General features: G+C 59.9%; 25 protein-coding genes and 1 pseudogene. 10 read left to right on the forward strand and 16 right to left on the reverse strand.

What is annotated here, in order from left to right; all coding sequences use genetic code 11:
- Positions 1-2 precede the first annotated feature (2 nt).
- Positions 3-1,025, forward strand: coding sequence for a sensor histidine kinase (locus tag ACYZT5_RS20670; protein ID WP_462047173.1), 1,023 nt, complete (start codon positions 3-5; stop codon positions 1,023-1,025).
- Positions 1,026-1,082: 57 nt separating this feature from the next.
- Positions 1,083-1,670 carry a GNAT family N-acetyltransferase gene (locus tag ACYZT5_RS20675; RefSeq protein ID WP_462047174.1) on the forward strand — a complete coding sequence of 196 codons (588 nt, stop codon included), beginning with the start codon at positions 1,083-1,085 and terminating at the stop codon, positions 1,668-1,670.
- Positions 1,671-1,799: 129 nt separating this feature from the next.
- Here ACYZT5_RS20675 and ACYZT5_RS20680 read toward each other — a convergent pair whose 3' ends face one another.
- Positions 1,800-2,633, reverse strand: coding sequence for a phosphatase PAP2 family protein (locus tag ACYZT5_RS20680; protein ID WP_462047175.1), 834 nt, complete (start codon positions 2,631-2,633; stop codon positions 1,800-1,802).
- A gap of 31 nt (positions 2,634-2,664) precedes the next feature.
- The gene (pmrG, locus tag ACYZT5_RS20685) at positions 2,665-3,336 is read right to left on the reverse strand and encodes a lipopolysaccharide core heptose(II)-phosphate phosphatase PmrG (protein ID WP_462047176.1); all 672 of its coding nucleotides are present in this window, start codon (positions 3,334-3,336) and stop codon (positions 2,665-2,667) included.
- Positions 3,337-3,732: 396 nt separating this feature from the next.
- On the opposite strand from pmrG, the pseudogene ACYZT5_RS20690 reads away from it, so the two are divergent.
- Both ACYZT5_RS20690 and ACYZT5_RS20695 read left to right on the forward strand, forming a co-directional pair.
- Positions 3,733-4,611, forward strand: a pseudogene (locus tag ACYZT5_RS20690) (methyl-accepting chemotaxis protein); the annotation flags it as partial.
- Between the two features lie 201 nt (positions 4,612-4,812).
- Positions 4,813-5,517 carry a methyl-accepting chemotaxis protein gene (locus ACYZT5_RS20695; protein WP_415760824.1) on the forward strand — a complete coding sequence of 235 codons (705 nt, stop codon included), beginning with the start codon at positions 4,813-4,815 and terminating at the stop codon, positions 5,515-5,517.
- 132 nt (positions 5,518-5,649) lie between these two features.
- Here ACYZT5_RS20695 and ACYZT5_RS20700 read toward each other — a convergent pair whose 3' ends face one another.
- The 8 genes from ACYZT5_RS20700 to ACYZT5_RS20735 all read right to left on the reverse strand — a co-directional run bounded on the left by ACYZT5_RS20700 (position 5,650) and on the right by ACYZT5_RS20735 (position 14,405).
- Positions 5,650-6,018 (reverse strand): glyoxalase superfamily protein, encoded by a 369-nt coding sequence (locus tag ACYZT5_RS20700; RefSeq protein ID WP_462047177.1) that lies wholly within the window; start codon positions 6,016-6,018, stop codon positions 5,650-5,652.
- A 120-nt stretch (positions 6,019-6,138) separates the two neighbouring features.
- Positions 6,139-7,596 carry a D-aminoacylase gene (locus ACYZT5_RS20705; RefSeq protein WP_462047178.1) on the reverse strand — a complete coding sequence of 486 codons (1,458 nt, stop codon included), beginning with the start codon at positions 7,594-7,596 and terminating at the stop codon, positions 6,139-6,141.
- Between the two features lies 1 nt (position 7,597).
- Positions 7,598-8,458, reverse strand: coding sequence for a MurR/RpiR family transcriptional regulator (locus ACYZT5_RS20710; protein ID WP_462047179.1), 861 nt, complete (start codon positions 8,456-8,458; stop codon positions 7,598-7,600).
- 15 nt (positions 8,459-8,473) lie between these two features.
- Positions 8,474-9,823, reverse strand: coding sequence for a GntT/GntP/DsdX family permease (locus ACYZT5_RS20715; RefSeq protein ID WP_462047180.1), 1,350 nt, complete (start codon positions 9,821-9,823; stop codon positions 8,474-8,476).
- Between the two features lie 292 nt (positions 9,824-10,115).
- Positions 10,116-11,561: a SulP family inorganic anion transporter gene (locus ACYZT5_RS20720; RefSeq protein ID WP_462047181.1), complete on the reverse strand. Its 1,446-nt coding sequence runs from the start codon at positions 11,559-11,561 to the stop codon at positions 10,116-10,118.
- Positions 11,562-11,769: 208 nt separating this feature from the next.
- Positions 11,770-12,663 carry an NAD-dependent epimerase/dehydratase family protein gene (locus tag ACYZT5_RS20725; protein WP_462047182.1) on the reverse strand — a complete coding sequence of 298 codons (894 nt, stop codon included), beginning with the start codon at positions 12,661-12,663 and terminating at the stop codon, positions 11,770-11,772.
- 103 nt (positions 12,664-12,766) lie between these two features.
- Complete coding sequence (locus ACYZT5_RS20730) at positions 12,767-13,678, reverse strand: LysR substrate-binding domain-containing protein (protein WP_462047183.1); 912 nt, start codon at positions 13,676-13,678, stop codon at positions 12,767-12,769.
- 136 nt (positions 13,679-13,814) lie between these two features.
- Positions 13,815-14,405 (reverse strand): NAD(P)H-dependent oxidoreductase, encoded by a 591-nt coding sequence (locus tag ACYZT5_RS20735; RefSeq protein ID WP_462047184.1) that lies wholly within the window; start codon positions 14,403-14,405, stop codon positions 13,815-13,817.
- A 161-nt stretch (positions 14,406-14,566) separates the two neighbouring features.
- On the opposite strand from ACYZT5_RS20735, the gene ACYZT5_RS20740 reads away from it, so the two are divergent.
- Complete coding sequence (locus tag ACYZT5_RS20740; RefSeq protein WP_462047185.1) at positions 14,567-14,881, forward strand: putative quinol monooxygenase; 315 nt, start codon at positions 14,567-14,569, stop codon at positions 14,879-14,881.
- Here ACYZT5_RS20740 and ACYZT5_RS20745 read toward each other — a convergent pair.
- Positions 14,871-15,635, reverse strand: coding sequence for a sulfite exporter TauE/SafE family protein (locus ACYZT5_RS20745; protein ID WP_462047186.1), 765 nt, complete (start codon positions 15,633-15,635; stop codon positions 14,871-14,873). The genes ACYZT5_RS20740 and ACYZT5_RS20745 overlap by 11 nt on opposite strands.
- A gap of 201 nt (positions 15,636-15,836) precedes the next feature.
- Between ACYZT5_RS20745 and ACYZT5_RS20750 the strand changes: the two genes are divergently transcribed.
- The 4 genes from ACYZT5_RS20750 to ACYZT5_RS20765 all read left to right on the forward strand — a co-directional run bounded on the left by ACYZT5_RS20750 (position 15,837) and on the right by ACYZT5_RS20765 (position 18,217).
- The gene (locus tag ACYZT5_RS20750) at positions 15,837-16,721 is read left to right on the forward strand and encodes a LysR family transcriptional regulator (protein ID WP_462047187.1); all 885 of its coding nucleotides are present in this window, start codon (positions 15,837-15,839) and stop codon (positions 16,719-16,721) included.
- A gap of 45 nt (positions 16,722-16,766) precedes the next feature.
- On the forward strand, positions 16,767-17,342 hold the full coding sequence (locus ACYZT5_RS20755) for an NAD(P)H-dependent oxidoreductase (RefSeq protein WP_462047188.1): 576 nt from the start codon (positions 16,767-16,769) through the stop codon (positions 17,340-17,342).
- A 49-nt stretch (positions 17,343-17,391) separates the two neighbouring features.
- Entirely contained in the window at positions 17,392-17,763 is a 372-nt protein-coding gene (locus ACYZT5_RS20760; RefSeq protein WP_462047189.1) for a MerR family transcriptional regulator, read from the forward strand.
- 109 nt (positions 17,764-17,872) lie between these two features.
- The gene (locus ACYZT5_RS20765; RefSeq protein ID WP_007946320.1) at positions 17,873-18,217 is read left to right on the forward strand and encodes a cupin domain-containing protein; all 345 of its coding nucleotides are present in this window, start codon (positions 17,873-17,875) and stop codon (positions 18,215-18,217) included.
- Between the two features lie 231 nt (positions 18,218-18,448).
- Here ACYZT5_RS20765 and mmsB read toward each other — a convergent pair whose 3' ends face one another.
- Both mmsB and ACYZT5_RS20775 read right to left on the reverse strand, forming a co-directional pair.
- Positions 18,449-19,336 carry a 3-hydroxyisobutyrate dehydrogenase gene (gene mmsB, locus ACYZT5_RS20770; RefSeq protein ID WP_462047190.1) on the reverse strand — a complete coding sequence of 296 codons (888 nt, stop codon included), beginning with the start codon at positions 19,334-19,336 and terminating at the stop codon, positions 18,449-18,451.
- Positions 19,337-19,346: 10 nt separating this feature from the next.
- A complete protein-coding gene (locus tag ACYZT5_RS20775) occupies positions 19,347-20,873 on the reverse strand; it encodes a CoA-acylating methylmalonate-semialdehyde dehydrogenase (protein WP_462047191.1) in 1,527 nt (508 codons plus the stop codon).
- Positions 20,874-21,036: 163 nt separating this feature from the next.
- On the opposite strand from ACYZT5_RS20775, the gene ACYZT5_RS20780 reads away from it, so the two are divergent.
- Complete coding sequence (locus tag ACYZT5_RS20780) at positions 21,037-21,984, forward strand: LysR family transcriptional regulator (protein ID WP_282374820.1); 948 nt, start codon at positions 21,037-21,039, stop codon at positions 21,982-21,984.
- Here ACYZT5_RS20780 and ACYZT5_RS20785 read toward each other — a convergent pair.
- Genes ACYZT5_RS20785 through ACYZT5_RS20795 form a run of 3 tightly spaced genes read right to left on the reverse strand, consistent with a single transcriptional unit; the run spans position 21,981 to position 24,330 of the window.
- Positions 21,981-22,484, reverse strand: a complete 504-nt coding sequence (locus tag ACYZT5_RS20785; RefSeq protein WP_462047192.1) for an OmpA family protein — start codon at positions 22,482-22,484, stop codon at positions 21,981-21,983. The genes ACYZT5_RS20780 and ACYZT5_RS20785 overlap by 4 nt on opposite strands.
- A 5-nt stretch (positions 22,485-22,489) precedes the next feature.
- Positions 22,490-23,758 carry a diguanylate cyclase domain-containing protein gene (locus tag ACYZT5_RS20790; protein ID WP_462047193.1) on the reverse strand — a complete coding sequence of 423 codons (1,269 nt, stop codon included), beginning with the start codon at positions 23,756-23,758 and terminating at the stop codon, positions 22,490-22,492.
- A complete protein-coding gene (locus tag ACYZT5_RS20795; protein ID WP_462047194.1) occupies positions 23,755-24,330 on the reverse strand; it encodes a YfiR family protein in 576 nt (191 codons plus the stop codon). Before ACYZT5_RS20795 ends, ACYZT5_RS20790 begins: the two co-directional genes overlap by 4 nt.
- Positions 24,331-24,387 lie beyond the last annotated feature (57 nt).

Raw genomic sequence — 24,387 nt, forward strand, 5'->3', positions numbered from 1 at the left:
TCATGAGCACGGCCAATAGCAAGAACGAGGAAGCGATGGCCACTGCCGCTCGCGAACTGTTCCTGCTCGGCCAGAAAACTGTTGAGGCACGGGCGGTGCTGGCAGCGCTGCAAAAAGAATTGAATGAGGCCAACACCCGGCTGATCGATAGCCAGCAAGTCGAGCAACTGATCGAGGCCAATCAGCAATTGGTGCTGGCGATTTTACTGGCGCAGTCCGATGCGGAAAAACCAAAACGCACGCAAGAAGAACAACGGCTGTTCCTGGAGATGCGTGAAGCCAACGCACAATTGGTGATCGCGGCCCTGAGCGCGCAAGACCTGCAAGCCTCAGCCGAACATTCCCTTGAACAACAACGCAACATCCTCACCCTGGTGGCTCACGAACTGCGCAATCCGCTGACGCCCATCAGCATGATCGCCGGACGCCTGGTGCGCGTCCCCAGCGAGGAACTGCCGCGCATGCAGGCACTGATCGAAAGCCAGGTGCAACACATGTCGCGACTGGTGGACGATTTGCTCGACGTGTCCCGCGCCAGCACCGGCAAGTTGCGCCTCGATTGCCGAATCGTGGACATGGTGCAGATCATCCATCAGGCCATCGAAGTGTGCAGCCCGGTGATGACTGCTCACCATTTGCACTTCACCGCTGAACTGCCCGAGTGCGCGTTGGCGGTGGATGGTGACCCGGCGCGCCTCACGCAGATTCTCGGCAACCTGCTGGGCAACGCGGCCAAATACACGCCATCGGGCGGCAATGTCACGCTGTCGGTCAGCGCTGAAGCCGACGTGCTGCAGATGAGCATTTGCGATGACGGCATCGGTATTTCCGCCCAGGCCCTGCCGTTTATCTTCGAGCCGTTTGTGCAGGACGTTCACGCGGCCGACTTCAACGGTGCAGGCCTGGGTATTGGCCTGACGGTGGTTCGTGAGCTGGTCGAAGCCCATGGCGGCACGGTCATCGGCATGAGCGACGGTGACGGCAAGGGCAGCACCTTTATCGTGACGTTACCGCTGGCGGTTTGAGTTTTTCCGCAGGCCACGTAATGCTTGCGCGACGATCCCCGCGAACCGGAGCGCCCTATGCCGCTGTTGTCCCTGCCCTGTAAACGCTTGACGCTGGCGGTGCTCGACCCTGAACAGGCGGCGCTGGAAAGCGACTTCTACCGGCGCAACCAGAGGCATCTTGCCCGGTGGTCGCCGATTCGCCCCGCCGATTACCACAGCCCTGAACGTATCCGCCCGCGCCTTGAGGTGCAAGCCAGCGCTTTCCAGGCCGGCCTGGCGGTGCATTTCGCGCTGCTGGATCCTGGCAACGGCCAGATGATCGGTGCCTGCACCTTCAGCGGCATCACTCGCGGGGCGTTTCAGGCCTGCTATCTCGGTTACCACATCGACGAATCTCATCAGGGCCAGGGCTTGATGCAGGAAGCACTGGAAGCGGGCATCGGCTACATGTTCGATGAGCAGAAACTGCACCGGATCATGGCCAATTACATCCCTGGCAATGAACGCAGTGCGCGGCTACTGGAGCATATGGGATTTGAACGTGAGGGCTACGCCAAGGCCTACCTGAGTATCGCCGGGCGCTGGCAGGATCATGTGTTGACGGCGTTGATCAATGATCGCTTTGAAGCACCGGAACAGCGCTGGTCCAGACGTCTCTCGTAATCCTTCGTACCGTTTCCCCTGTGGGAGCGGCGGTGCGACGATTCGATTTGCTCGCGAAGGCCATTTCCCGGACAGCAGAAAACCCGCAATCCCTACTCGGATGACGGGTATCACCGTTCAAAACCTATCTCAATTGGCAGGCTGAGGCTGCGCCGCCGACACCGGATCTTCAGCCTTCTTCAGAACCGGCAACTCCAGCCGCGCTCGCCCATAGAACGCCAGCGCCGTCAGCAAACACGCCAGCCACACGAAGATTCCGGCCCAGAAGGTGTGGGACATGTAATGCCAGCCTTGCACAACACGCGTCGTGCCGTAGACGAAACCGAGCAGCAGCGAGCCGTACATCACCGCTTTGGAATAGCGCCAGCGGTAGCGGCGCGCCACGAAGTACAGCGCAAGCATGGTGAAGCCGCCCGAGGCATGCCCGCCCGGCCAGCAGCGACCGGCCCCAGCGACTTTCAGTAGATCAAAATTCTGGTACCACTCCTTGTGCTCGATTTTCCCCGCGTACTGGGTCGTTTCGACCGGGCAGTACACGCTGGTGTGGCCCTTGAGGTAGTGGATGACACCGGTACTGATGGAGAACGCAAACACCACGTAGAGGAAGTCCCGACGGTGTTTGCTGGCGAACCGAAGCACCGGCGCGACTTTGATTTTTTCCAGAAACGCGATGATTTTCGAATGCTTTTCAGCCTTCAGACGCGGCCAGAGAAACGACAGCAAGGCGCCAACGATGGCTAACTCTCCGGTCCAGTTCGGGATAATTCGCGCCCATTTATGGGTAATCTTTTCGAACAGATGGACATGATCCAGCGGAAACGTCTGCGTGACCGGGTCATAAAAAAGATCATTAAAAGCGATGTCGATTTTGGTCAGGTCGAACAGCAGGAAAACCACGACCGCACAGGCCAGCGGAATGCCAAAGTTCACCCAGTAAAAGCGGTAGCGGGAAGAAGTCAGCATCGTGCGTCCTGATCCAGAGGGATGGAAAAACTCATTGGGTGGTCACCGAGTGCCAGTCCGAGGCTTCGATGAAGCCGAGCATGCGCGGCGCCTGAGGCGTTTCGGTCGAAATGAACAAGGAAGCGCCGTAACCGAGCGTAGAGGCCGACAACTTGAGGTCTTTCTCAAGTTGCGACATGCATTCGCTGTGGGTTACCAGAATCAGGTTTCGCCCGGCCACCTTGTGCGCCAGAGCGTCGCGCAGCATGGTGCCCTTGCAATTGATCAACCATTCTTCACCGACCCCGACCTTGTTGAACATGTAGCCGGCGGTCTGTGCTGTACGGATCATGGGGCTGTTGTAGATGTCGGCCTTGTTCAGCCCAAGTTGTTCGAACTGTGCACCGACGTCCACCGCGACGCTGCGCGAGCGAGCGGTAATGCCATCGTTACCGTTCAGGCAGGCTGCGCTGGAATGATCGCAGCGTTCGACGTGCCGCACCAGCACAATCACGTTGCCCTTGGCCCAGCCGGCCGCCAACGCCCGGGCGCCGGCCACATTGCCGTGGGCCAGGTCCGGTACAGCGGCTGGATGCAAAATCCAAACCGTCAGCGCAATCACCAACAGCGACGAGGTGAACACGACAGCTGCATTGCGATAGCGGGCAAAACGGCTCAGATCAATCGAGCGTTTTACCCCGAACACACTCAGTCTCAATTCCACATCAAGCCGCCTCGCCGGCATGCATCACTTTCATTCGATGCCACGAGGGTAGAGAGGCTCGCGTCGGCAGCCGGTGAAACTCATGTGAAAAAAAGCTTAAAACCTACACAAAGGCCTTGTTACACATCACGCCTACAAAAACCATTCAGCTCTCGCAATGGCTGCCGATACAGTCCTGCTACACACCTTGCTGGCGACCAAAAACAACAATCTTCCAGCCAACCGACGATCAAGAAGCATAACGTTCCTGGAGGACTTTTGATGAATAACTGGTTCGGCAATATCAGCGTGAACATGAAGCTGGGCCTGGGGTTCGGCCTGGTCCTGGCACTGACCTGCGTCCTCGCCCTGACCGGCTGGACGAGCCTGGGCGGGTTGATTGACCGCAGCAACTGGATGAGCGACATCACCCAGCTCAATGCCGGCCTGACCAAGCTGCGCGTGGTTCGCCTGCAATACATGCTGACCAACGGCGACGAAACCGCCGCGCAGAACGTCCAGACCACGCTCGACGCGTTCTCCGCTCAGCAACAAGCGCTATTGGTGAAATTCAAGAGCCCGGAAAACCTCAAGTTGCTCAAAGAGCAAGGCGCCGTCATCGAGGCTTACAGGACGTCCCTGAACAAAATGCGTAGCGCGTACCGCACCGGTAACAGCGCCCGCGACGTGATGGGCGGCAACGCCGACACTGCCAGTAAGCTGATCGACGCCATCAACACCCACGTTCAGCAAATGCCCTTGAGCGATCAGCGCTTCGAACAATTCCAGGCCATCACCTCCGCCAAGGAAGCGTTCTTGCTAGCCCGCTACGAAGTGCGTGGCTACACCGCGACCACCAACGCCGAGACCGAGCAAAAAGCCGTCGGCCAACTGGACGGGGCCATCGCCAGCCTGAAACCACTCAACGTGCATTTCGCCGACACTCAGCAAGACGCCCTGCGTCAGCTGGACACCGCGCTGACCAACTACCGCAGCGCCTTGCAGGCTTATAAAGCCGCCAGCAACGATGCGGTGCAGGCGCGCAAGGAAATGACTGACCAGGGCGCCGCCATCGTGACCCTGAGCGATCAGCTGTATCAGATTCAGCTCGACCGCCGTGACGCCGAAAGCGCACAGGCTCGCACGCTGCAGCTGATCAGCACCTTGCTGGCGTTGCTGGTGGGCATCATTGCTGCCGTGATTATCACCCGTCAGATCACCGGTCCGTTGCGCGACACGCTCGCAATGGTTGAACGCATCGCCAGCGGTGACCTGTCCCAGGACGTCAAAGTGACTCGCCGCGACGAACTCGGTGTGTTGCAACAAGGCATCGCCCGCATGGGCGTGACCCTGCGCGACTTGATCAGCGGCATCCGCGACGGCGTCGCCCAGATCGCCAGCGCTGCCGAAGAACTGTCGGCCGTGACCGAGCAAACCAGCGCCGGCGTTAACAGCCAGAAGATCGAAACCGATCAGGTGGCCACCGCCATGCACGAGATGACCGCCACCGTGCAGGAAGTCGCGCGCAACGCCGAAGAAGCGTCCCAAGCAGCAGCCGCTGCTGACGGCGAGGCGCGCGAAGGCGACAAGGTGGTCAACGAAGCCATCGCCCAGATCGAACGTCTGGCCACTGAAGTGGCGCGTTCCACCGAAGCCATGAGCGTGCTGCAACAGGAAAGCGACAAGATCGGCAGCGTCATGGACGTGATCAAGGCCGTGGCCGAACAGACCAACCTGTTGGCGCTCAATGCTGCCATCGAAGCAGCCCGCGCGGGTGAAGCCGGTCGTGGTTTTGCGGTGGTTGCCGACGAAGTCCGTGGCCTGGCTCAGCGCACTCAGAAGTCCACCGAGGAAATCGAAGGCCTGGTAGCCGGTCTGCAGAACGGCACTCAACAAGTGTCGGCCGTGATGAACAACAGCCGCGCCCTGACCGACAGCAGCGTCGCGCTGACCCGCAAGGCCGGTGTATCACTGGAAAACATCACCCGCACGGTGTCCAACATCCAGTCGATGAACCAGCAGATCGCTGCCGCTGCCGAGCAGCAAAGCGCCGTGGCCGAAGAGATCAGCCGCAGCATCATCAACGTGCGCGACGTGTCCGAACAGACCGCCGCCGCCAGCGACGAAACCGCTGCGTCCAGTGTTGAACTGGCGCGGTTGGGTAATCAGTTGCAGATGATGGTGAGTCACTTCCGGGTGTAACACACCTGATCATTCCCACGCTCCCGCGTGGGAATGCCTCAATGGACGCTCTGCGTCCGCTTCGGCATGGGACGCGGAGCGTCCCGGGCTGCATTCCCACGCAGAGCGTGGGAACGATCAAATCAATCCGCCTTACACACTAATCGCATTGGTAAACACCAACCGATTCCCGAACGGGTCGGTCACGGTCATGTCCTGGCTGCCCCACGGCATGGCCTGGATCTGTGGGCGGGCGAACGGATATTCCTTGGCCAGCAGTTGCTGCTGGAATACCTCAAGTTCATCGGTCTCGATCCGCAACGCCGAGCCCGGTGTGCTGTCACCGTAATGCTCGGACAAGTGCAGCACGCATTCGCCACGGGAAACCTGCAGGTACAACGGCAAGTTGGGTTCGAAACGATGCTGCCAGTCGATCTTGAAACCCAGGAAGTCGACGTAGAACTCCACGGCCTTGATTTCATCGAAAATCCGCAGGATCGGGGTGGTTTTGCCGAAGCTCATGGAGTTGCTCCCAGACTGATAAGACCCAGAGTGTAGACGGGCGAGATGTCAGCGCTTCGGCTTGGCAATGACTTTCTTTAATTGCAATGTGCCATCACTGTGACGCAGTACTCGAAACGTTTACTGGAACCCGTCACGCAAATCCCCTTGCCGCGCCAGAAACCGCCCTTCCCTTCTTCCGTTTGCCTGCCCGTCGCTGTAACTCAAGACACCGTTGACCCACACCCCATCAATCCCTTCGGCCGCTCGTTGCGGATCATTGAAATCTGCCACGTCGCGTATCGTCACAGGATCGAACAACACCAGATCGGCCCAATGCCCTTCGCGGATTTCGCCACGTTCCTTCAGGCCAAAGCGTGCCGCCGACAATCCGGTCATTTTGTGCACCGCGGTGTGCAGCGGAAACAGCCCTACGTCGCGACTGAAATGTCCGAGCACGCGTGGGAATGCGCCCCACAAGCGTGGATGGGGAAACGGGTCTTCCGGTAGTCCGTCAGAGCCGACCATGGACAGCGGATGCGCGAGGATTCTTCGTACGTCGGCCTCGTCCATTCCGTAATACACCGCGCCGGCCGGTTGCAGTCGGCGAGCGGCATCGAGCAACGGCACGCCCCACTCGGCAGCGATGTCCATCAGGTCGCGGCCGCCCATTTCCGGATGAGGTGTGGACCAGGTGATGGTGATGCGATGAGCGTCGGTGACTTGCTTGAGGTCCAGGGTCGAGGAACTCGCCGCATAGGGATAACAATCGCAGCCCACCGGGTGGGTTTTCGCCGCGTGTTCGAGGGACGCCAGCAGTTGCGGACTGCGCCCCCAGTTACCGGCGCCGGCGCATTTGAGGTGGGAAATAATGACCGGTGTTTTCGCATGACGGCCGATCTGGAATGCCTCATCCATGGCCTCCAGCACCGGTTCGAACTCACTGCGTAAATGGGTGGTGTAGACCGCTCCAAATACAGTCAACTCTTCGGTCAGCTGCATCACTTCATCGGTGGACGCCGAGAACGCGTTGGCGTAGGCAAGTCCCGTGGATAAGCCCAAGGCACCGGCCTCAAGGCTCTCGCGCAATTGCTCGCGCATCGCGAATATTTCATCCGCAGTGGCAGTGCGGAACAGATCGTCGAGGTGGTTGCTGCGCAACGCGGTGTGACCGACCAGTGCGGCGACGTTCAGCGTGGTGTTCGCCGCTTCGACGGCTGCGCGGTAGTCGCTGAACCTCGGATAAACGAACGCAGCTGCGGTGCCGAGCAGGTTCATCGGGTCGGGAGGATCGCCGCGCAAACTCACCGGCGAAGCGCTGATCCCGCAGTTACCGACAATCACTGTGGTCACGCCCTGGCTGAGCTTGGGCAGCATCTGCGGCTGGCGGATCACCACGGTGTCATCGTGGGTGTGCACGTCGATGAAACCCGGCGCCAGCACTCGGCCGGCAGCGTCGATTTCTTCGGTGGCGCTGGCGTCGTGCAAGTCGCCGATACGCTCGATGCGGCCGTTCAGAATCGCCACGTCGGCGGGATATCCGGGGACGTTGCTGCCATCGATGATCAGGGCGTTGCGAATCAGCGTGTCGTACATCATGTCAGTCTCCCAGCGGCAAGTGATCGTCGCCGCCGCGGTAGTCGTCCAAGGCGAGTTTGATCCGCCGCAGACGCTCTTGATTGTCTTCAGGATTGGCCAGCGCCAGCTCGGTGGCAAGCACGTCGATGGCCAGTAACATGCCGTAGCGTGCCGCCGTGGGTTTGTAGATGAACGAGGTTTCGACGCCTTGCAGCGGCAGCAGCACATCAGCCAACTGCGCCAGCGGCGAGTCGGCCCGGGTGATGGCGAGAATTCGTGCGCCGTAGCTGCGCGCCAACTCGACAGCCTCAAGCAGTTCGGGGGTGATACCGGTCAGCGAACAGGCAATGACGGCGCGTTCGGCATCGAGGCTGGCGGCGGTGACACGCATCATCACCGGATCGTGGCACACCGCAATCGGGTAGCCGAACCGCACCAGCCGCACTTGCAATTCATCACTGCACAAGGTGGAGCAACCGCCCATGCCGAAGGCGTGAATCATCCGCGCCTTGCCCAGCAATTTCACCGCATCGGCAAAACGCGACTCGTCGAACGCCGACAGATGCTGCCGCAAGGTCGACTCGATATCGCCAACGATCTGCCCGTAAAACGCCGACTGCTCGGGCGTCCCCGCCGGGTCGAGGAAACGACTGCCGACGCCGCTGGCCTGGGCCAGTTGCAGGCGCAGGTCACGCAAGTCTCGGCAGCCGACCGTGCGGGCAAAACGCGAGAGCGTGGCGGTGCTGACTTCCGCTCTCTGCGCCAGTTCATCGAGACTGGCGGCGGAGGCAAATCCTACGTCGTCGAGCATCAGCCGCGCGATACGTCCTTCACCGGCGCTGAAGGAATCCTGACGGGCGCGGATCTGGTAGAGGATGTCCATGGCAGGCGGCTCCGGCTAAAGCAGATAAGAAAGACCCACGGTCAGACCGAAGGCAACCACCGAGATAATGGTCTCGAGCACCGTCCAGGTCTTGAAAGTCTGGGCAACGGTCATGTTGAAGTATTCCTTGATCAACCAGAAGCCGCCGTCATTGACGTGGGAAAAGATAACCGACCCCGCGCCCGTCGCCAGCACCAACAGCTCCGGGTGGGGATAACCCAGACCAATGGCCACCGGAGCGACGATCCCCGACGCGGTGGTCATGGCCACGGTGGCAGAACCGGTGGCGATGCGCATCAGCGCGGCAAACAGCCAGCCCATCAACAGGGGCGACAGGTGGAACATTTGAGCCAGGCTGACGATCTGGTCGGTGACGCCAGCGTCCACCAGAATCCGGTTCAAGCCACCGCCGGCGCCGACCAGCAAAGTGATGCTAGCGGTCGGTGCCAGACATTCGTTGGTGAACTTGAGGATCGATTCGCGGTTGAAGCCTTGGGCCAGGCCAAGCGTCCAGAAGCTCAGCAAAGTCGCCAGCAGCAAGGCAATCACCGAATTGCCGATGAACAACAGAAACTGATTGAAGCCGCTGCCCGGCGTGGAAATCAGATTGGCCCAGCCGCCGACCAGCATCAGCACCACCGGCAACAGAATGGTCACCATGGTGATACCGAAACCCGGCAGGCTATCGCGCGGTTCACGCTCAAGAAACTGACGCTCTATCGGGTTATCGTCCGGCAGTTGAATGCGCGGCACGATGAACTTGGCATACAGGGGACCGGCGATGATCGCGGTCGGAATCCCGATCAGAATCGCGTAGAGCAAGGTCTGCCCCACCGAGGCCTGATAGGCCTGCACCGCCAGCATCGCCGCCGGGTGCGGCGGCACCAGGGCGTGGACCACCGAGAGCCCCGCAACCATTGGCAAACCGACCATCAGAATCGAAACACCCACGCGCCGCGCCACGGTAAACGCGATCGGCACCAGCAGTACAAAACCGACCTCGAAGAACAACGGCAGTCCGACAAGAAAAGCGATGCAGACCATCGCCCAGTGCGCATTTTTCTCACCGAAGCGATCGATCAATGTACGCGCCATCTGCTCGGCACCGCCGGACTCGGCCATCATCTTGCCGAGCATCGTGCCCAGCGCGACCACCAGCGCGATATGGCCCAGCGTCTTGCCGACGCCCGCCTCGTACGCCCCCACCACGCCCGACGGCGGCATCCCGGCCAGCAGCGCCAGACCGATGGACACCAAGGTGATGACAATGAACGGATTGAGTCGGTAACGGGCGATCAGAACGATCAGCGCGATGATGGCGATGGCGGCATAAACCAGCAGCCAATAGCCGAAAGAAGGTGTCATGCGGTACTCCTCGAAAGGGTCACGTCGAATGGGTTGTGAAACTCATAAAACATTTCGAGGTTGGATTTTCAAACGAGGTGAAAGTAATTTTCGTATAGAGGTAAGGGATGTCGTGTAGAGACATGCTGGGGCGGTGGATATGAAAATTGGATAGTGGAACTTTCATCGCCCTCACGCTGATCGTTCCCACGCTCCGCGTGGGAATGCATCCTGTGACGCTCTGCGTCACGACCTGCGAAGGAACGCAGAGCGTCCCGGGCGGCATTCCCACGCAGAGCGTGGGAACGATCAATCAGTCGTGATTCACGCGAGCGCGTTTGAGCAGTTTCTTGCAGCGTTCGGACAAGTGCAGCACACGCAGATGCTTGCCGGCCTTGGCATAGCGCTCACGCAGCGTTTTCAACGCGGCGATCGCCGAGTAGTCGACGAAGCTCAGATGGCGACAATCAATCGTCACTACGGGTGGGTCGTTGGCGGGGTCGAACTGATTGAGGAAAGGTGCAGTCGAGGCGAAGAACAGCGTGCCATGCAGGTGATAAAGCTTGCTGCCATCGGCTTCGATATGAGCGTCGGCATAGAGCTCGCGGGCCTGTTGCCAGGCAAAGTTGAGCGCCGCAATGATGATCCCGCACAGCACGGCAGTGGCCAGATCGGTGAACACCGTAATGACCGTTACCGCGATGATCACCAACACGTCGTTCAGCGGCACCTTGTTCACCACCCGCAACGAAGCCCAGGCGAAGGTCTGTTGCGCCACCACGAACATCACCCCGACCAATGCGGCCAGCGGGATGCGTTCGATCAGCGGTGAGAGGAAGAGGATGAACAGCAAGATCATCACCCCGGCCACCACACCGGACAGCCGACCGCGACCGCCGGAACTGAGGTTGATCACGGTTTGACCGATCATCGCGCAGCCACCCATGCCGCCCAATACGCCGGAGACCATATTGGCCGCACCCAGCGCCACGCACTCACGATCCGGGAAGCCACGGCTCTCGGTGATCTCGTCGGTGAGGTTCAGGGTCAGCAGGGTTTCCAGCAAGCCGACCAACGCCATCAATATCGCGTAGGGGGCGATGATGTGCAGGGTTTCCAGGGTCCAAGGGATGTCTGGCAGCGCAAAGCTCGGCAAGCCGCCGGCGATGTGCGCCATGTCGCCCAAGGTGCGGGTCGGCAGACCGAGCAGATACACCGCCAGACCAACGCCCAGGATCGCCACCAGCGCCGGCGGCACGGCACGCGTCAGGCGCGGCAGCAAGTAGACGATGGCCATCGTCACGGCAACCAGCCCCGCCATCAGGTACAGCGGCTTGCCGCTGAGCCAGTCGTCACCGCTCTTGAAGTGCTCCAACTGCGCCAGGGCAATGATGATCGCCAGGCCGTTGACGAAGCCGAGCATCACCGGATGCGGCACCATGCGCACCAGCTTGCCCAGCTTCAACAACCCGAACGCCAGCATGATCAACCCACCCAGCAGCACCGTGGCCAGCAAGTACTGCACGCCGTGCTGCACCACCAGCGCAACGATCACCACGGCCATCGATCCGGCAGCACCGGACACCATGCCCGGCCGCCCGCCGAAGAGCGCGGTCAGGGTGCAAATGATGAAAGCGCCGTAAAGCCCCATCAATGGATTGAGGTGGGCAACCAGCGCGAAGGCGATGCATTCGGGTAGCAGAGCGAAAGACGTGGTGAGCCCGGCCAGGGTATCGGCGCGCAGACGTTTGGGTTTCATGGCTTACCTAAAATACAGGCGGGAAAAGAGGGGGCGGATGTTACGGAATTGAAGGCGACCCGGCCAGTTGTTGGGACTTCGAAAATGCATTCGCGAGCAGGCTCGCTCCCACATTGGTCCTGCGTCGAACCCAATATTGTGGGTCGACCCAAATCCAGTGTGGGAGCGAGCCTGCTCGCGAAGAACGATGACGCGGTCTACAGCGAACTCACACCATCTCGTCACGAATCCATTCAATCACCGATGTCCGCTTCGGCGCCCACCCCAGCAACTCCCGCGCATGTTTACCGCGAACCCGGCTGTTGGAGCCCAGACCATAGTTGGCCATTTCATAACCCCACTCGGCTTCCGCCTCTTTCAACGGCCAGTCTTGTGGCTCGCCCAGATTCAGCGCTTGGGCAATCGCAGTGGTCATGTCAATGAACGACGCTTCACCGCTTTCGACGAAGTAGAAAGTGCCCGGTACGTTTTTGCTCAGCGCCAGCAGGTACACGGAAACCACGTCTTCGATGTGCACGTTGGACCAGATGTTCTGGCCGGTACCGACATGCCGAACCACGCCACTTTTTCGCGCCTGTTTCAGCAAACGTGGTAGCTGCACGCTGTCACGATTCACGCCCAGGCTGTGGCCGTAGATCAGCGTGTTGCAGATCACTGCCGAGTTCACCCCGTCTTTCGCCGCCGCAAGGATCAGGTTGTCGATGGCCACGCGAGCAGCCTTGTCGACAGTCGGTTCCGGCAGGTTGTCTTCGTAATAAATAACGTCACTGGATTTGCCGCCCGACGCATCGCCGACGATGCTCGAACCGCTGGTGTGCAGGAACACTTTGTTGGAACCGCGAAGTGCATTGAGCAACGCGTCCACTGCGCCGCGATGGTCGCTGCTGGCGGCGTTGATCACGGCATCGGCAGCGCGGGCCTGTTCGGCCAGTAGTGCGCTGTCGTCAAGAGTGCCGAGCACCGGGGTGATGCCCAATGCGCTCAGTTCATTGGCTTGTTCGGTGCTACGAACCAGGCCAGTAACCTTGTGGCCAGCCTGGACCAGGCCAGTGGCGATGGAGCCGCCGATAAAACCTGCAGCGCCGGTAATGAATACGTTCATGGAGAAACTCCCTGCGTTAATAAGTGAGGCAGCCAGTATCGAGGACCGATGCCTGCAGAAACAGACAGCGTTGCCCAATTCACTCTTGCGCAGGGATCACGAATCAGCCCTTGAAGTCCGCGTTCGCGTAAGCCGCCAATTTGCCCTGGATGAAGTCCAGGAAGCATTGAATCCGCAGCGCAAGTTGCGAGTTACGGTAGTACACCGCGTTGATCGGCTGGCGATAGCCGCTGTTGAAATCCGCCAGCAGCACCTGCAAGCGTCCGGCACGGATGTCATCAATCATCATGAAATGCGACAGGCAGGCAATGCCCTGACCTTCCAGCGCCAAGTGCCTGATCGTCTCGCCGCTGGACGCGCTGATTGAAGCCTGAATCGGCCAACGATCACCGTGGACGTAGCGCAGCGGCCATTGGTTGAGACCTTCGTTGTGGGTAAAGCCCAGCAGCGAGTGCCCGGACAAATCCGCCACTTCGGCTGGTACGCCGTGTTTTTCCAGATAAGCCGGGCTGGCGACGATGTGCAGCGGACTGCCCCCCAACGAGCGGGCATGCAGCGTCGAGTCGGCCAGGGTGCCGATACGGATGGCGATGTCGGTGCTTTGCTCCAGCAAATCGATGATCAGATCGTTGCTGTTGAGTTCCAGCTGGATGTCCGTATAGAGCCGGCGGAACTCATCGATGTAGGGCACGATGGCGTGCAGCATGAACGGCGATGCGGCGTTGATGCGCAGACGCCCGGATGGGGTTTGCTGGCGCGAAGTCAGGCGTTCTTCGAGCTGGTCCATCTGATCGAGAATCAGCTTGGCGTGCTCGAAGAAGTACTTGCCCTCCTCGGTCAGGTCCATGCGCCGCGTGGTGCGGTTGATCAGCGTGGTATCGAGTTTCGCCTCCAGCCGCGACAACGTGCGGCTGACCGCCGAAGGCGTTTGCCCGACCTGTTCGGCCGCAGCGGAAATCGACCCGCACTCAATCACGCAGACGAAAATCTGCAACTCATCGGATCTGGCTTTCACGGATGCCCCTCATCGATCAATTCAGCGCCGGCTTCTGTAGGAGCCAGGCTTGCCGGCGAAGGCGTCCGCTAAAACGCCTTCGCCGGCAAGCCTGGCTCCTACAGGTTCTGGCTTCAGGTATCGATAGTAACCGAGCTCACGCCTTGAGGCCGAACACCTCGGTCAAATGCTGCTCATAACGCGCCACATCGGCTTCGACATTTGGACGCTTCATCACATCAACGCACAGGAATGTTGGCAAGCCGGTCATGCCGAGGAAAGTGTTGGCCTTGTGGAACGGGAAGTACACCGCGTCCACGCCTTTGGCTTCGAAGAAGTCGGTCGGGTCGTCGAAGGCTTGCTGCGGGGCGTTCCAGGTCAGCGAAAGCATGTACTGCTTACCTTGCAACAGGCCGCCGCTGCCATACTTTTGCGAAGCGTCGGAACGGGTCCGGCCGTCACTGGCGTAGAGGCTGCCATGGCCCTCGGTGAAGACTTCGTCGATGTACTTTTTCACGGTCCAGGGCGCGCCCATCCACCAGCCGGGCATCTGATAAATGATCACGTCAGCCCAAAGAAATTTGGCGACTTCTTCGGCGACGTCGTAACCCTCGTCGATGAAGGTGGCTTTCACGTCGACACCGCCGCGATCCAGCACGCTCAGCGCGGCTTCATGCAGGGTGGCGTTGTAGCGGCCATCGGAGTGGGCAAATTTTTTGCCGCCATTGAGCAATAGAACTTTTTTCATGAGAAGTCTCGGAAGGTTTGAAATTTGATGGCGGCAGGTTAGCGATCTGCCTCGCGCGGAATAAGCGCCGGATTCACAAAATTAATTTGACCTGTACGCACGAATCAACAGGCGATTGTTGCCATACACTTGCGCCGATTCTGAACTTGAGGAGATTTCTGATGAGTGAAATGCAAGGCTTCATCCTGCACGCGAAGACCCGCCCGGAAAAATCCGACGCCTTCGAAGCCTTTTTCAGCGGTTATGTGCAAGCGAGCCGTGCCGAGCCCGGTTGCATCGAGTACCACATGCTGCGAGACAAACAGGACCCGACGCTGTTTATCTTCTACGAGATCTGGCAGTCCCAGGCTCACCTCGACGTGCACTCGAACCTGCCGCACATGAAGCAGTTCCGCGACATGCGCATGGAGTACCTGGAACGGGATTTCGATATCCGCGCCATCGACATGCTCAGCCCGTCGTCCGCTACCCGCTGATCAGCAAGTGGCCGCCGAGCACGCCGAGGCCGATGAAGAACACGCGCTTGAACAGCACGGCGCTTATCCGCTGGCGCAGCCATTGCCCCAGCAACATGCCGAGCACCGCCGGGATCAGCGCCAGCAATGACGCACTTAACTCGCCACCGCCCAGCGCGCCGCGCCATAACAGGCCGGCGGCCAAGGCCAGGGTCGAGACGGTGAACGACAGACCCAGCGCCTGCACTAGTTCATCTTTGCTCAAGCCCAACGCTTGCAGATAAGGCACTGCCGGAATCACGAAAACGCCGGTGGCCGAGGTGATGACGCCCGTCAACACGCCGCAAAGTGGACCCAGCCAACGTTCGGTGTGACTGCCAACTCGCAAGGTCGGCAGGAACAACCCGCTCAACGCATAGAGCAACAGCGCAGCGCCCAATCCCCGCACGACCCAATGACCACCGGCCATGCCGATCCACAACGTGCCGGCCCCGGTGCCGATGAAAATCGCCAGCAACATCGGCCACAACCGTTTGATCAAGCCTCGCAAATGCCCGCCAAATGCCAGTTGCCAGACATTTGTGAGCGTCGCGGGGATGATCAGCAGCGCGGCAGCCTGCGACGGAGCCATAGCCAGACCGAGCAAACCCATCGCGATGGTCGGCAGACCGAGGCCGATCACGCCCTTGATCATGCCGGCCAGCAGAAAGGTAGCGATGACCATCAATGAAAGGGCCAGACCGAGATTTTGATAGAACGCGGCGAGTGTATTCATGGGCTTATGTTGAGCCCGGATTGGCCACATGAAAATCTGCCATATACTGAGGCAGCCTCTTGCCCAGCAAGAGGCATGATCGTTCCCACGCTCTGCGTGGGAATGCAGCCCGTGACGCTCCGCGTCACTGCCGAAGCGGACGCAGAGCGTCCAGTGAGGCATTCCCACGCAGGAGCGTGGGAACGATCTTCGGGACACAACATGCACTTCGACCTGACCGACCTGCGCCTCTACTTGAACATCCTCGACAGCGGCAACATCACCGCCGGCGCGGCTCGCAGCCATTTGTCCCTGGCGGCGGCGAGCGCACGCATCCGCGCAATGGAAGCTTCGTTGGGGATCGATTTCCTGCAACGCGGTCGCCGTGGCGTCACGCCTACATCTGCCGGCAAAGCGTTGGCGCAACACGCCCGTGTCCTGCTGCAACAGGCCGAACGCATGCAACAGGATCTGGCCGAATACGCCAACGGCGTCAAAGGTCAGGTGCGACTTTTGTGCAACACCACCGCGATCACCGAATACCTGCCGGAGTTGCTCGCGGATTTTCTGCGCGACCATCCCAATCTCGACATCGACCTGCAAGAACTGCCCAGCACACGCATCACTCACGCCCTGCGCCAAGGTGCGGCGGACCTGGGTATCGTGTCCGACGCCGTGGACACCGATGGCCTACAGACCCACGCTTTTTGCGACGATCCGCTGGTACTGATCCTACCCCGCGACCATCCTTTGGCCGACATCGAATCTTTAAGCTTCAACGACACCTTGCACCACGACTACGTCGGTCTGAACGCCAACAGCGCGTTGGCCGTGTACCTCGAAGAACAGGCACTGCACGCAGGTGTACGCCTGCAAATCCGCATCCGCGCCGACGGTTTCGATGGTGTGATGCGCATGGTCGCTCGGGGCGCGGGGCTGGCGATCGTGCCCCTCGCCGCGGTTGAGCGCTGGCGCGGTGAACAATCCTTCAAGACCCTCGCCCTGCAAGAAACCTGGGCTCAACGCAAACTCCTGCTCTGTGCCCGAGACTTTGCGGCGCTGCCCGGTTACGCCAAGGCCTTGCTGCACGCCTTGACTCTCCCCTGAGGGGCAGACTTTACCCTTGAGTTTTCATCTTCAAGGACAGAGACGATGGGCAAGCGAATTCTGGTGATTCTGGGTCATCCGGCGAGCAACAGTTTCTGCGGCGCACTCGCCGAGCGTTACGCACAGTCGGCGTTGCGCGCCGGGCATGAGGTGCGCCAATTGTTTCTGGGCGCAATGGACTTTGACCCGGTGCTGCGTGAAGGTTATCAACAGGTCCAGCCACTGGAAGTCGACTTGCGTCGCGCCCAGGCTGACATTCTGTGGGCCGAGCACATGACGCTGGTTTATCCGATCTGGTGGGGCGGAGTTCCGGCGTTGCTCAAGGGCTTTTTCGATCGGGTGTTCCTGCCGGGTTTCGCTTTCAAATACCGCGAAGGCAAAGCCTTTCCCGACAAACTGCTGCAGGGGCGCAGCGCGCACTTATTGGTGACCATGGACACGCCACCCTGGTATTACCGCTGGGTTTATCGCATGCCCGGACTGCATCAGGTACGCAAAACCACCCTAGCCTTCTGCGGCATCAAACCACAACGCACGCTCACGTTCGGCCCGATTCTCGGTTCCAGCGCAGACCAGCGTGAGACCTGGTTGCTGCAAGCCCAGGCTATCGCCAGCCGCTGAGTCTGCCGATAATGCACCGGGCTTTACCACGGCAAAAAAGGGACTTTTCATGTACATCGGCCAAGCCGCGCAACGCTCAGGAACCACGATCAAGAGCATCCGCCATTACGAGTCGATCGGCCTGCTGCCTGCCGCTCAGCGGTTGGGAAAATACCGTGTATATGACCAGCAAAGCGTCGATCTGCTGATCTTCATCAAGTGCGCTCAGCAGCTGGGTTTCAGGCTCAAGGAATTGCAGTCGATCTTCGCCGGACATCATGGACCGCAAATGCCGTGGGAACTGGCCCATCAGGTTATTGCCGCCAAGAAGCAGGACATCAGCGAGCGGATCACTGCGCTGGCGCAGCAGCATTCGCAATTGGTCGAGTTCGAAGCCAGCCTCGAACAGAGCCGGTTCGATTGCCCGCTGAAAAGTCTTTGAGGGCAATGCGCGTTTCTGGACAGCTCAATGTCGAGCACAGACAACTGACCGGTGGACGGGCGCTATAGGGTGCGACTTCAGTTCTCTAGTCCACTGCCCCGGAGTCCACATGACCGCACCTATTACCGTTCTTCGCGATACCCACCCACTGCCGGTGCTCGACGCCTGCAAATGGGAAAAACTCGAAGGCGACCCGCACACCGTCAACCTCAACGCCTACACCAGCGAAGACGGCAGCAAGATCATGGGCACCTGGATCTGCACGCCAGGCAAGTGGTATGTGGAATACGTGAAGTGGGAATACTGCGATTTCCGCGAGGGGTACTGCATCATCACCCCAGAGGGAAAGGAGCCGATCCATCTGCGCGCCGGTGATATTTTCGTCATTGAGCCGGGGATGAAAGGCACGTGGGAAGTGGTTGAGACCGTGCGCAAGTATTTCGTGTTTGCCTGATACAAAAAAACCGGGAGATCACCCAACGTGATCTCCCGGTAAATAACGATAGGTACACACAGTATCTGTGGGAGCGAGCCTGCTCGCGAAGGGGTCAGCACATTCAACATTAGTGGTGATTGATCCATCGCCTTCGCGAGCAGGCTCGCTCCCACAAGTTGTCCAGCTTGACTGCCTGGCAGGAGGGCAAGCCCCCTCGTTACAGGACCTGCTCGCCGTCGATCCAGGTTGTTACTGCGGTTTGCGATAGCTATTGATGATCGCCGAGAAGTCCTTGCCACCTTCCCCACGCTGGCTCATCGCCTGATACAACTGCTGGGCCACCGCGCCGAGCACAACCGGTTGGTGCGCCTGACGTGCCGCTTCAGTGGCCAGCCCCAGATCCTTGAGCATCAGTTCGGCACCGAAACCACCGGTATAGCCACGCGAGGCCGGTGCTGTTTCGACGATACCCGGCCACGGGTTGTACATCTCCGAACTCCAGCAACGCCCGGTCGAACTGTTGATGATCCCGGCCAACACCGTTGTGTCGATCCCGAGTGCATCACCCAACGCCATCGCTTCGCTGACGCCGACCATGGAGATCGCCAGCAGCAGGTTGTTGCAGATCTTGGCGATTTGCCCGGTGCCGACTTCGCCACAATGGACGATGTTGCGGCCCATCTGCGCCAGCACCGGTTGTAGGGTGGCGAACAATTCAGGGGTGGCGCCGACCATAAAGGTCAGGGTCCCGGCAGCGGCTCCGCCGGTACCGCCAGAGACCGGCGCATCGGCCATGGCCACGCCTTGCTTGGCTGCCGCCGCCGCAACATCACGCGCCGTCTGCGGATCGATGGTGCTGCAATCCACTGCCGGCACGCCCTTGGCGATACCCGCCAGCACGCCGTCTTCACCCAACCATACGCTGCGCACATGCACAGCGGCTGGCAGCATGGTGATCACCAGCTCTGCACCTTGCGCGGCTTCACGTGCCGAAGCGCTGATGCTGCCGCCCAGTTGCTCCAGCTCTGCCAGAACGGTTTTGTTCAGGTCGACCAGCCGTAGCGAATGGCTGGCCTTGATCAGGTTGCGCGCCATCGGCGCGCCCATGTTGCCGAGACCGATAAAAGCGATTTTCATGTCCGGCTCCTTAACGCAAGTTGATGGTGGTGTTCACACCGTCGTTGACGCTGTCGTCATCGAACCAGCGACTGGTGACAGTCTTGGTCTGAGTGTAGAACTGCACCACTTGCTTGCCATACGGACCGAGGTCGCCGAGTTTCGAACCGCGCGAACCGGTGAAGCTGAAGAACGGAACCGGCACGGGAATCGGGATGTTGATGCCGACCTGACCGACGTCGATTTCCGTCTGGAATTTACGCGCCGCCGCACCGCTCTGGGTGAACAGGCCAGTACCATTGCCAAACGGGTTAGCGTTGACCAGTGCGATGGCTTCATCGAGGGTATCGACTTCCAGCACCACCAGCACCGGACCGAAGATTTCCTGGGTGTAGATCTGCATCTCGGGTTTCACGCCGGAGAACAGGGTTGGGCCGACAAAGTTGCCTTTTTCGAAGCCTGGAACGGTAACGTCGCGACCATCCAGCTCAAGCTTGGCGCCTTCCTTGATGCCGCTTTCGATCAGATCAAGAATCCGTGCCTTGGCACGTTTGGAAATCACCGGACCGACGTCAGTGCCCGGCTCGCTGCCGGCATTCACTTTGAGTTTCTGTGCCAGTGCTTTCAGGTCTGGCAGCCATTGCTTGGCCGCGCCCACCAGCACCACCACGGACGTGGCCATGCAGCGTTGACCGGCGGCACCGAAACCGGCACCGACCAACGCGTTGAGCGCTTGTTCGCGATTCGCGTCCGGCAGCACAACGGCGTGGTTCTTCGCGCCCATCATCGATTGCACGCGTTTGCCGTGTTTACCGGCCAGGTCGTAGACGTGAGTGCCGACCGCGGTCGAACCGACGAACGAAACAGCCTTGATGTCCTTGTGGGTGCAGAGCGCATCCACCACGTCTTTACCGCCATGAACGACGTTGAGCACGCCCGCCGGTACGCCGGCCTCAATCGCCAGCTCCACCAGCAACATGGTCGACATCGGGTCCTGTTCGGACGGCTTGAGCACGAAGGTGTTGCCGCAGGCGATGGCCATCGGGAACATCCACAGCGGAATCATGGCCGGGAAGTTGAACGGCGTGATGCCGGCGCACACGCCGATTGGCTGACGCAGGGTGTAAGTATCGACGCCGCCAGCAACGTTCTCGGCGAACTCACCCATTTGCAGACTGCCGATGGAACAGGCGTGTTCGACCACTTCCAGGCCGCGGAAGATATCGCCTTCAGCGTCGGCGATGGTTTTGCCTTGCTCGTTGCTGAGCACCACGGCGATGCGTTTGGAGTGTTCGCGAATCAACGCCTGGAGCTTGAGCATGATGCGCATCCGCGCGCCGATCGGCGTCAGCTTCCAGGTCTGGAAGGCGCGATGGGCGGCGCTGATCGCGGCATCGACTTCCTGCGCGGTTGCGAACGGTACTTTCGCCAGCACTTGCTGGGTCGCCGGGTTGACGATGTCGTGCCACTCGGTGGTCTGGGACTCGACCCACTCGCCGTCGATCAACAGCTTTACCGTTTGGACAGTGGTTTCGTTTGGCGTGAGCGATGCGTTCATGTTGGGTCTCCGGGACGTTGTTCTTATTTAGAGAGCTATCTTGGGAGCCAAGGCGAGAAAGCCGCCTTGAGATGAGGCGTGTGTCGCGAATTGGTTGTCGGACTGTTTTTGGAGTATAGATGTGCAAACTTCTAATAAGAACGCACATAAAAGCCGGTCCATCATGCAAAAAAACATCACGTCCTTAGGCTCGTTGAACTGGGACGACCTCAAGTTTTTCCTTGAAGTCGCCCGCACCCGCAAGGCCAGCACCGCGGCCAAGCGCCTGGCGGTCGACTACACCACCGTGTCGCGGCGCATCAGCTCGCTGGAAGCGGCATTGGGCACTTTGCTGTTCGAGAAATCCCGGACCAGCGGTTTTGTCCTGACCGCCGAAGGCCAGCGGTTGCTCGGTTACGCCGAGTCGATTGAAAGCACGCTGCACATGGCCTGCGAACAGGTTTCGGGGTCCGGGGTGGCGTTATCCGGGCATGTGCGAATGGGCTGCACCGAAGGCTTCGGCAGTTTTTTCATCACCCCGCAGCTGAGCCATTTCGTCGATGCCTACCCGGCGATCTCGGTGGATATCCTGCCGCTGCCGCACTTCATCAGCCTGTCCAAGCGCGAGGCGGACATCGTCATTGCCCTGGAGCGCCCGGAGCATGGCCCATACGTCTGCTGCAAACTCTGCGACTACCGATTGCAGCTCTACGCGACTCAGGATTATCTTGACAAGCATCCACCCATCCGCCGCCCGGCAGACTTGGGTAAACATTCATTCATTAGTTACGTCGACGATCTGGCGTTCAGCTCGGAGCTGTTGTATCTGGCGAATGTGTTGCCCGGCGCCAGTGCCAATTTGCGCAGCACCAGTGTGATCGCGCAATTCGTGGCCGCGCAGCAAGGCCGGTCGCTGGCGATTCTGCCGTGCTTCCTGGCGGCCCAGGATCCACGGTTATTGCCGGTGTTGCCGGAAGAGATCAACATCACCCGCCAGTTCTGGATGTACTGCCGCGAGGACCTGCGCAAGCTCAAGCGGATCACCCTGTTGTGGGATTACATTCGCGCGGTTACCGAGCAGAATCAGGGTCTGTTGATGGGTGAAAGTCGGGAGACGCTGTTCGCCGATTAGTCGGCGCTCACCACGATCGACACCCGGCGGTTCTCGGTACGGCCTGCCGGTGTGTCGTTGGAGGCAACCGGCTCACTGCTGCCGAGGCCGCGTAGCTGGATGTTTTGTTCTTTCATCCCGACTGCGGTCAGGACCTTGCCGACGCTTTTCGCGCGGCGCAAAGAGAGCTGTTCGTTGTAAGACTCTTTGCCCGAGGCATCGGTGTGACCGTCGACCCGCACTCGCTCGATTCCGACACCCAGCAATGCCTTGCCGATCCGCTCAACGATTTCGGTACTGGCACGGTTGAGGCTGTCGTCGTCACTGCCAAACAGCACTTTGCCAGACAGGCCAAAGGCCCAGCCCTCATCGGTCAATTCGAAACCTTGTTGCTTAAGCACGGCGATCTGCGACGGAGTCAGGCCTTTTTGCGGCGCCGTCTGGCAACCGGTCAATGCCAGCAAGGCCATCAATAAGGTGAACGTGAAAAGTCGCAAGGAACGCTGGGGCAGTGAGAACACAACAATTAACTCCTGGTTTGAACATGGGCGACAGGGTGCTCCGACCCTGCCGTGTGCTGTGCGCCTCGGGAAAGGCGCTTGGCTTGGTACATGGCCGCGTCGGCGGCGTTAAGCAAAGCGCCCGGTGTGGCCCCATGATCGGGGTATACGGCGATGCCGATACTGAGTGAAGTCAGCACCTGGGCATTGCCCGGCAACGGGATCGGCACTTCCATACTGGCGATGATTTTGTCGGCAATCCGCTCGGCGTCTTCGATCTTATGCAGCGGCGTCAGCAGGACGGCAAATTCGTCACCACCCAAACGCGCCACAAGATCATCTTCACGCAACTGCGCACGAACCCGATTGGCCACGGCCACCAACACCGCATCGCCAGCGGCATGGCCGAAGTTATCGTTGATCGCCTTGAACCGGTCGCTGTCGAGAAACAGCACCGCCACTCGCTCGTTGAGCTTGCTGGCGTGGCGCAGTGTGCGAATCAATCGGCCTTCGAAAAACGCCCGATTCGGTAACCCGGTGAGGCTGTCATGGCTGGCCTGGTGTGCCAGTGTTTCGTTTTCGCTTTGCAGGTGGGTCTGCCAGGACTCGAGTTCATCGAGCAAGGCATTGAAGTCATTGCCCAGGTTGTCGAGTTCGGCGATGGCGGCGGGTGGCACACGCTGATCGAAGGCTCGCTCGCTGCGGGCGGCGTGAGCCACGAACGCCAGGCTACGCAATGGGCCGGTGATTCCGTGAAGTTGTCGGCGCGCCAGATAGAGCGCCACCCAGGCACTGACGGCTGTACACAAGACGATGCCGACCAGACCGCTGAGCAAAAAACGCAACAGGCTGCCCCCATGACCGGTGAGCTGGATGCGGCCGATTTCCTGACCTTGATGGATGATCGGCATGCTGATCGGTTTTTCCAGAAAGGCCTTGGCAATTTGTATTTCGAGATCAGAGAACAAGCCCGTTTCCGGCCGCTCCCAGCGAGCCAGCAACGTGCCTTGCTCGTCCAGCACTTGGGCATCGGCCACTTCTTCGGTGGAGGCAATCAATGCCAACGCTTCGGTAGCGGCTACCTTGTCGTTGAACACCACCGCGGCCTCCACGGTGTAATTGATCGAGCGCGCAATCAGGTGCAGGTTGTGGTCGGCATAGACCCGCAAGGCCAGCACGCCGAGCAACGTCAGCGAGATGCTGGCCACGGTCACGGCGACGAGCGCGACGATCAAATGTCCGCGCCCGATGACCGAGCGCAAGGTTGGGCGACTACCCGATTTGAATAGACTCATGGCGCCGCCGGCTTGCGGCGGGACAGTTGCAGCACACTGGGGTGAATACGCACGCCACTTCGGGCGACAGAATCCAGGTTGACCTCAAAGGACACTTGCTCATCGCTGACACGCAGGCAGAACAGACTGCCGACGGTGCATTGGTCGTCGGCTTCGCTGATGCTCAGCACCGGGCGACCCGTCAGCGAGGCGAATAGCTGGCTGCGTTCATCACTGGTCAATTTTCCGATGTACACCGCATCGCACTCACCGGCAATCGATGGGTTGTCGGCCAAAAGCCGCCGTACGGTGACGGGACGACCGGTGGCTTGGGTCGTGCCTTTGACCAGGTCATCGGTGTATTCGGTGGGACCCACCACACACAGACGCAGTTGTGCAGGCTCAACAGGCCAGCGGGCATAACTGAGAATCCCGAGTACCACCTGAGTGACCGCTTTTGCACGTTGGTCGGCCATGCTAACAGGCGTTTCCGGCTGAGCGAAAACGACGCTGGTGAACAAACAGAGAAGGCTGGCGAGCAGCACTTGTTTGCAACCAATAACGCGCTGTGTCGTCCAGACAGCGACCTTCATGCAGGGATTCTCTTCGATCGTAACGAAATGATGCCGCAACGATAGCATAGCGTTCAA

The organism is Pseudomonas sp. LB3P14 (assembly GCF_054898045.1).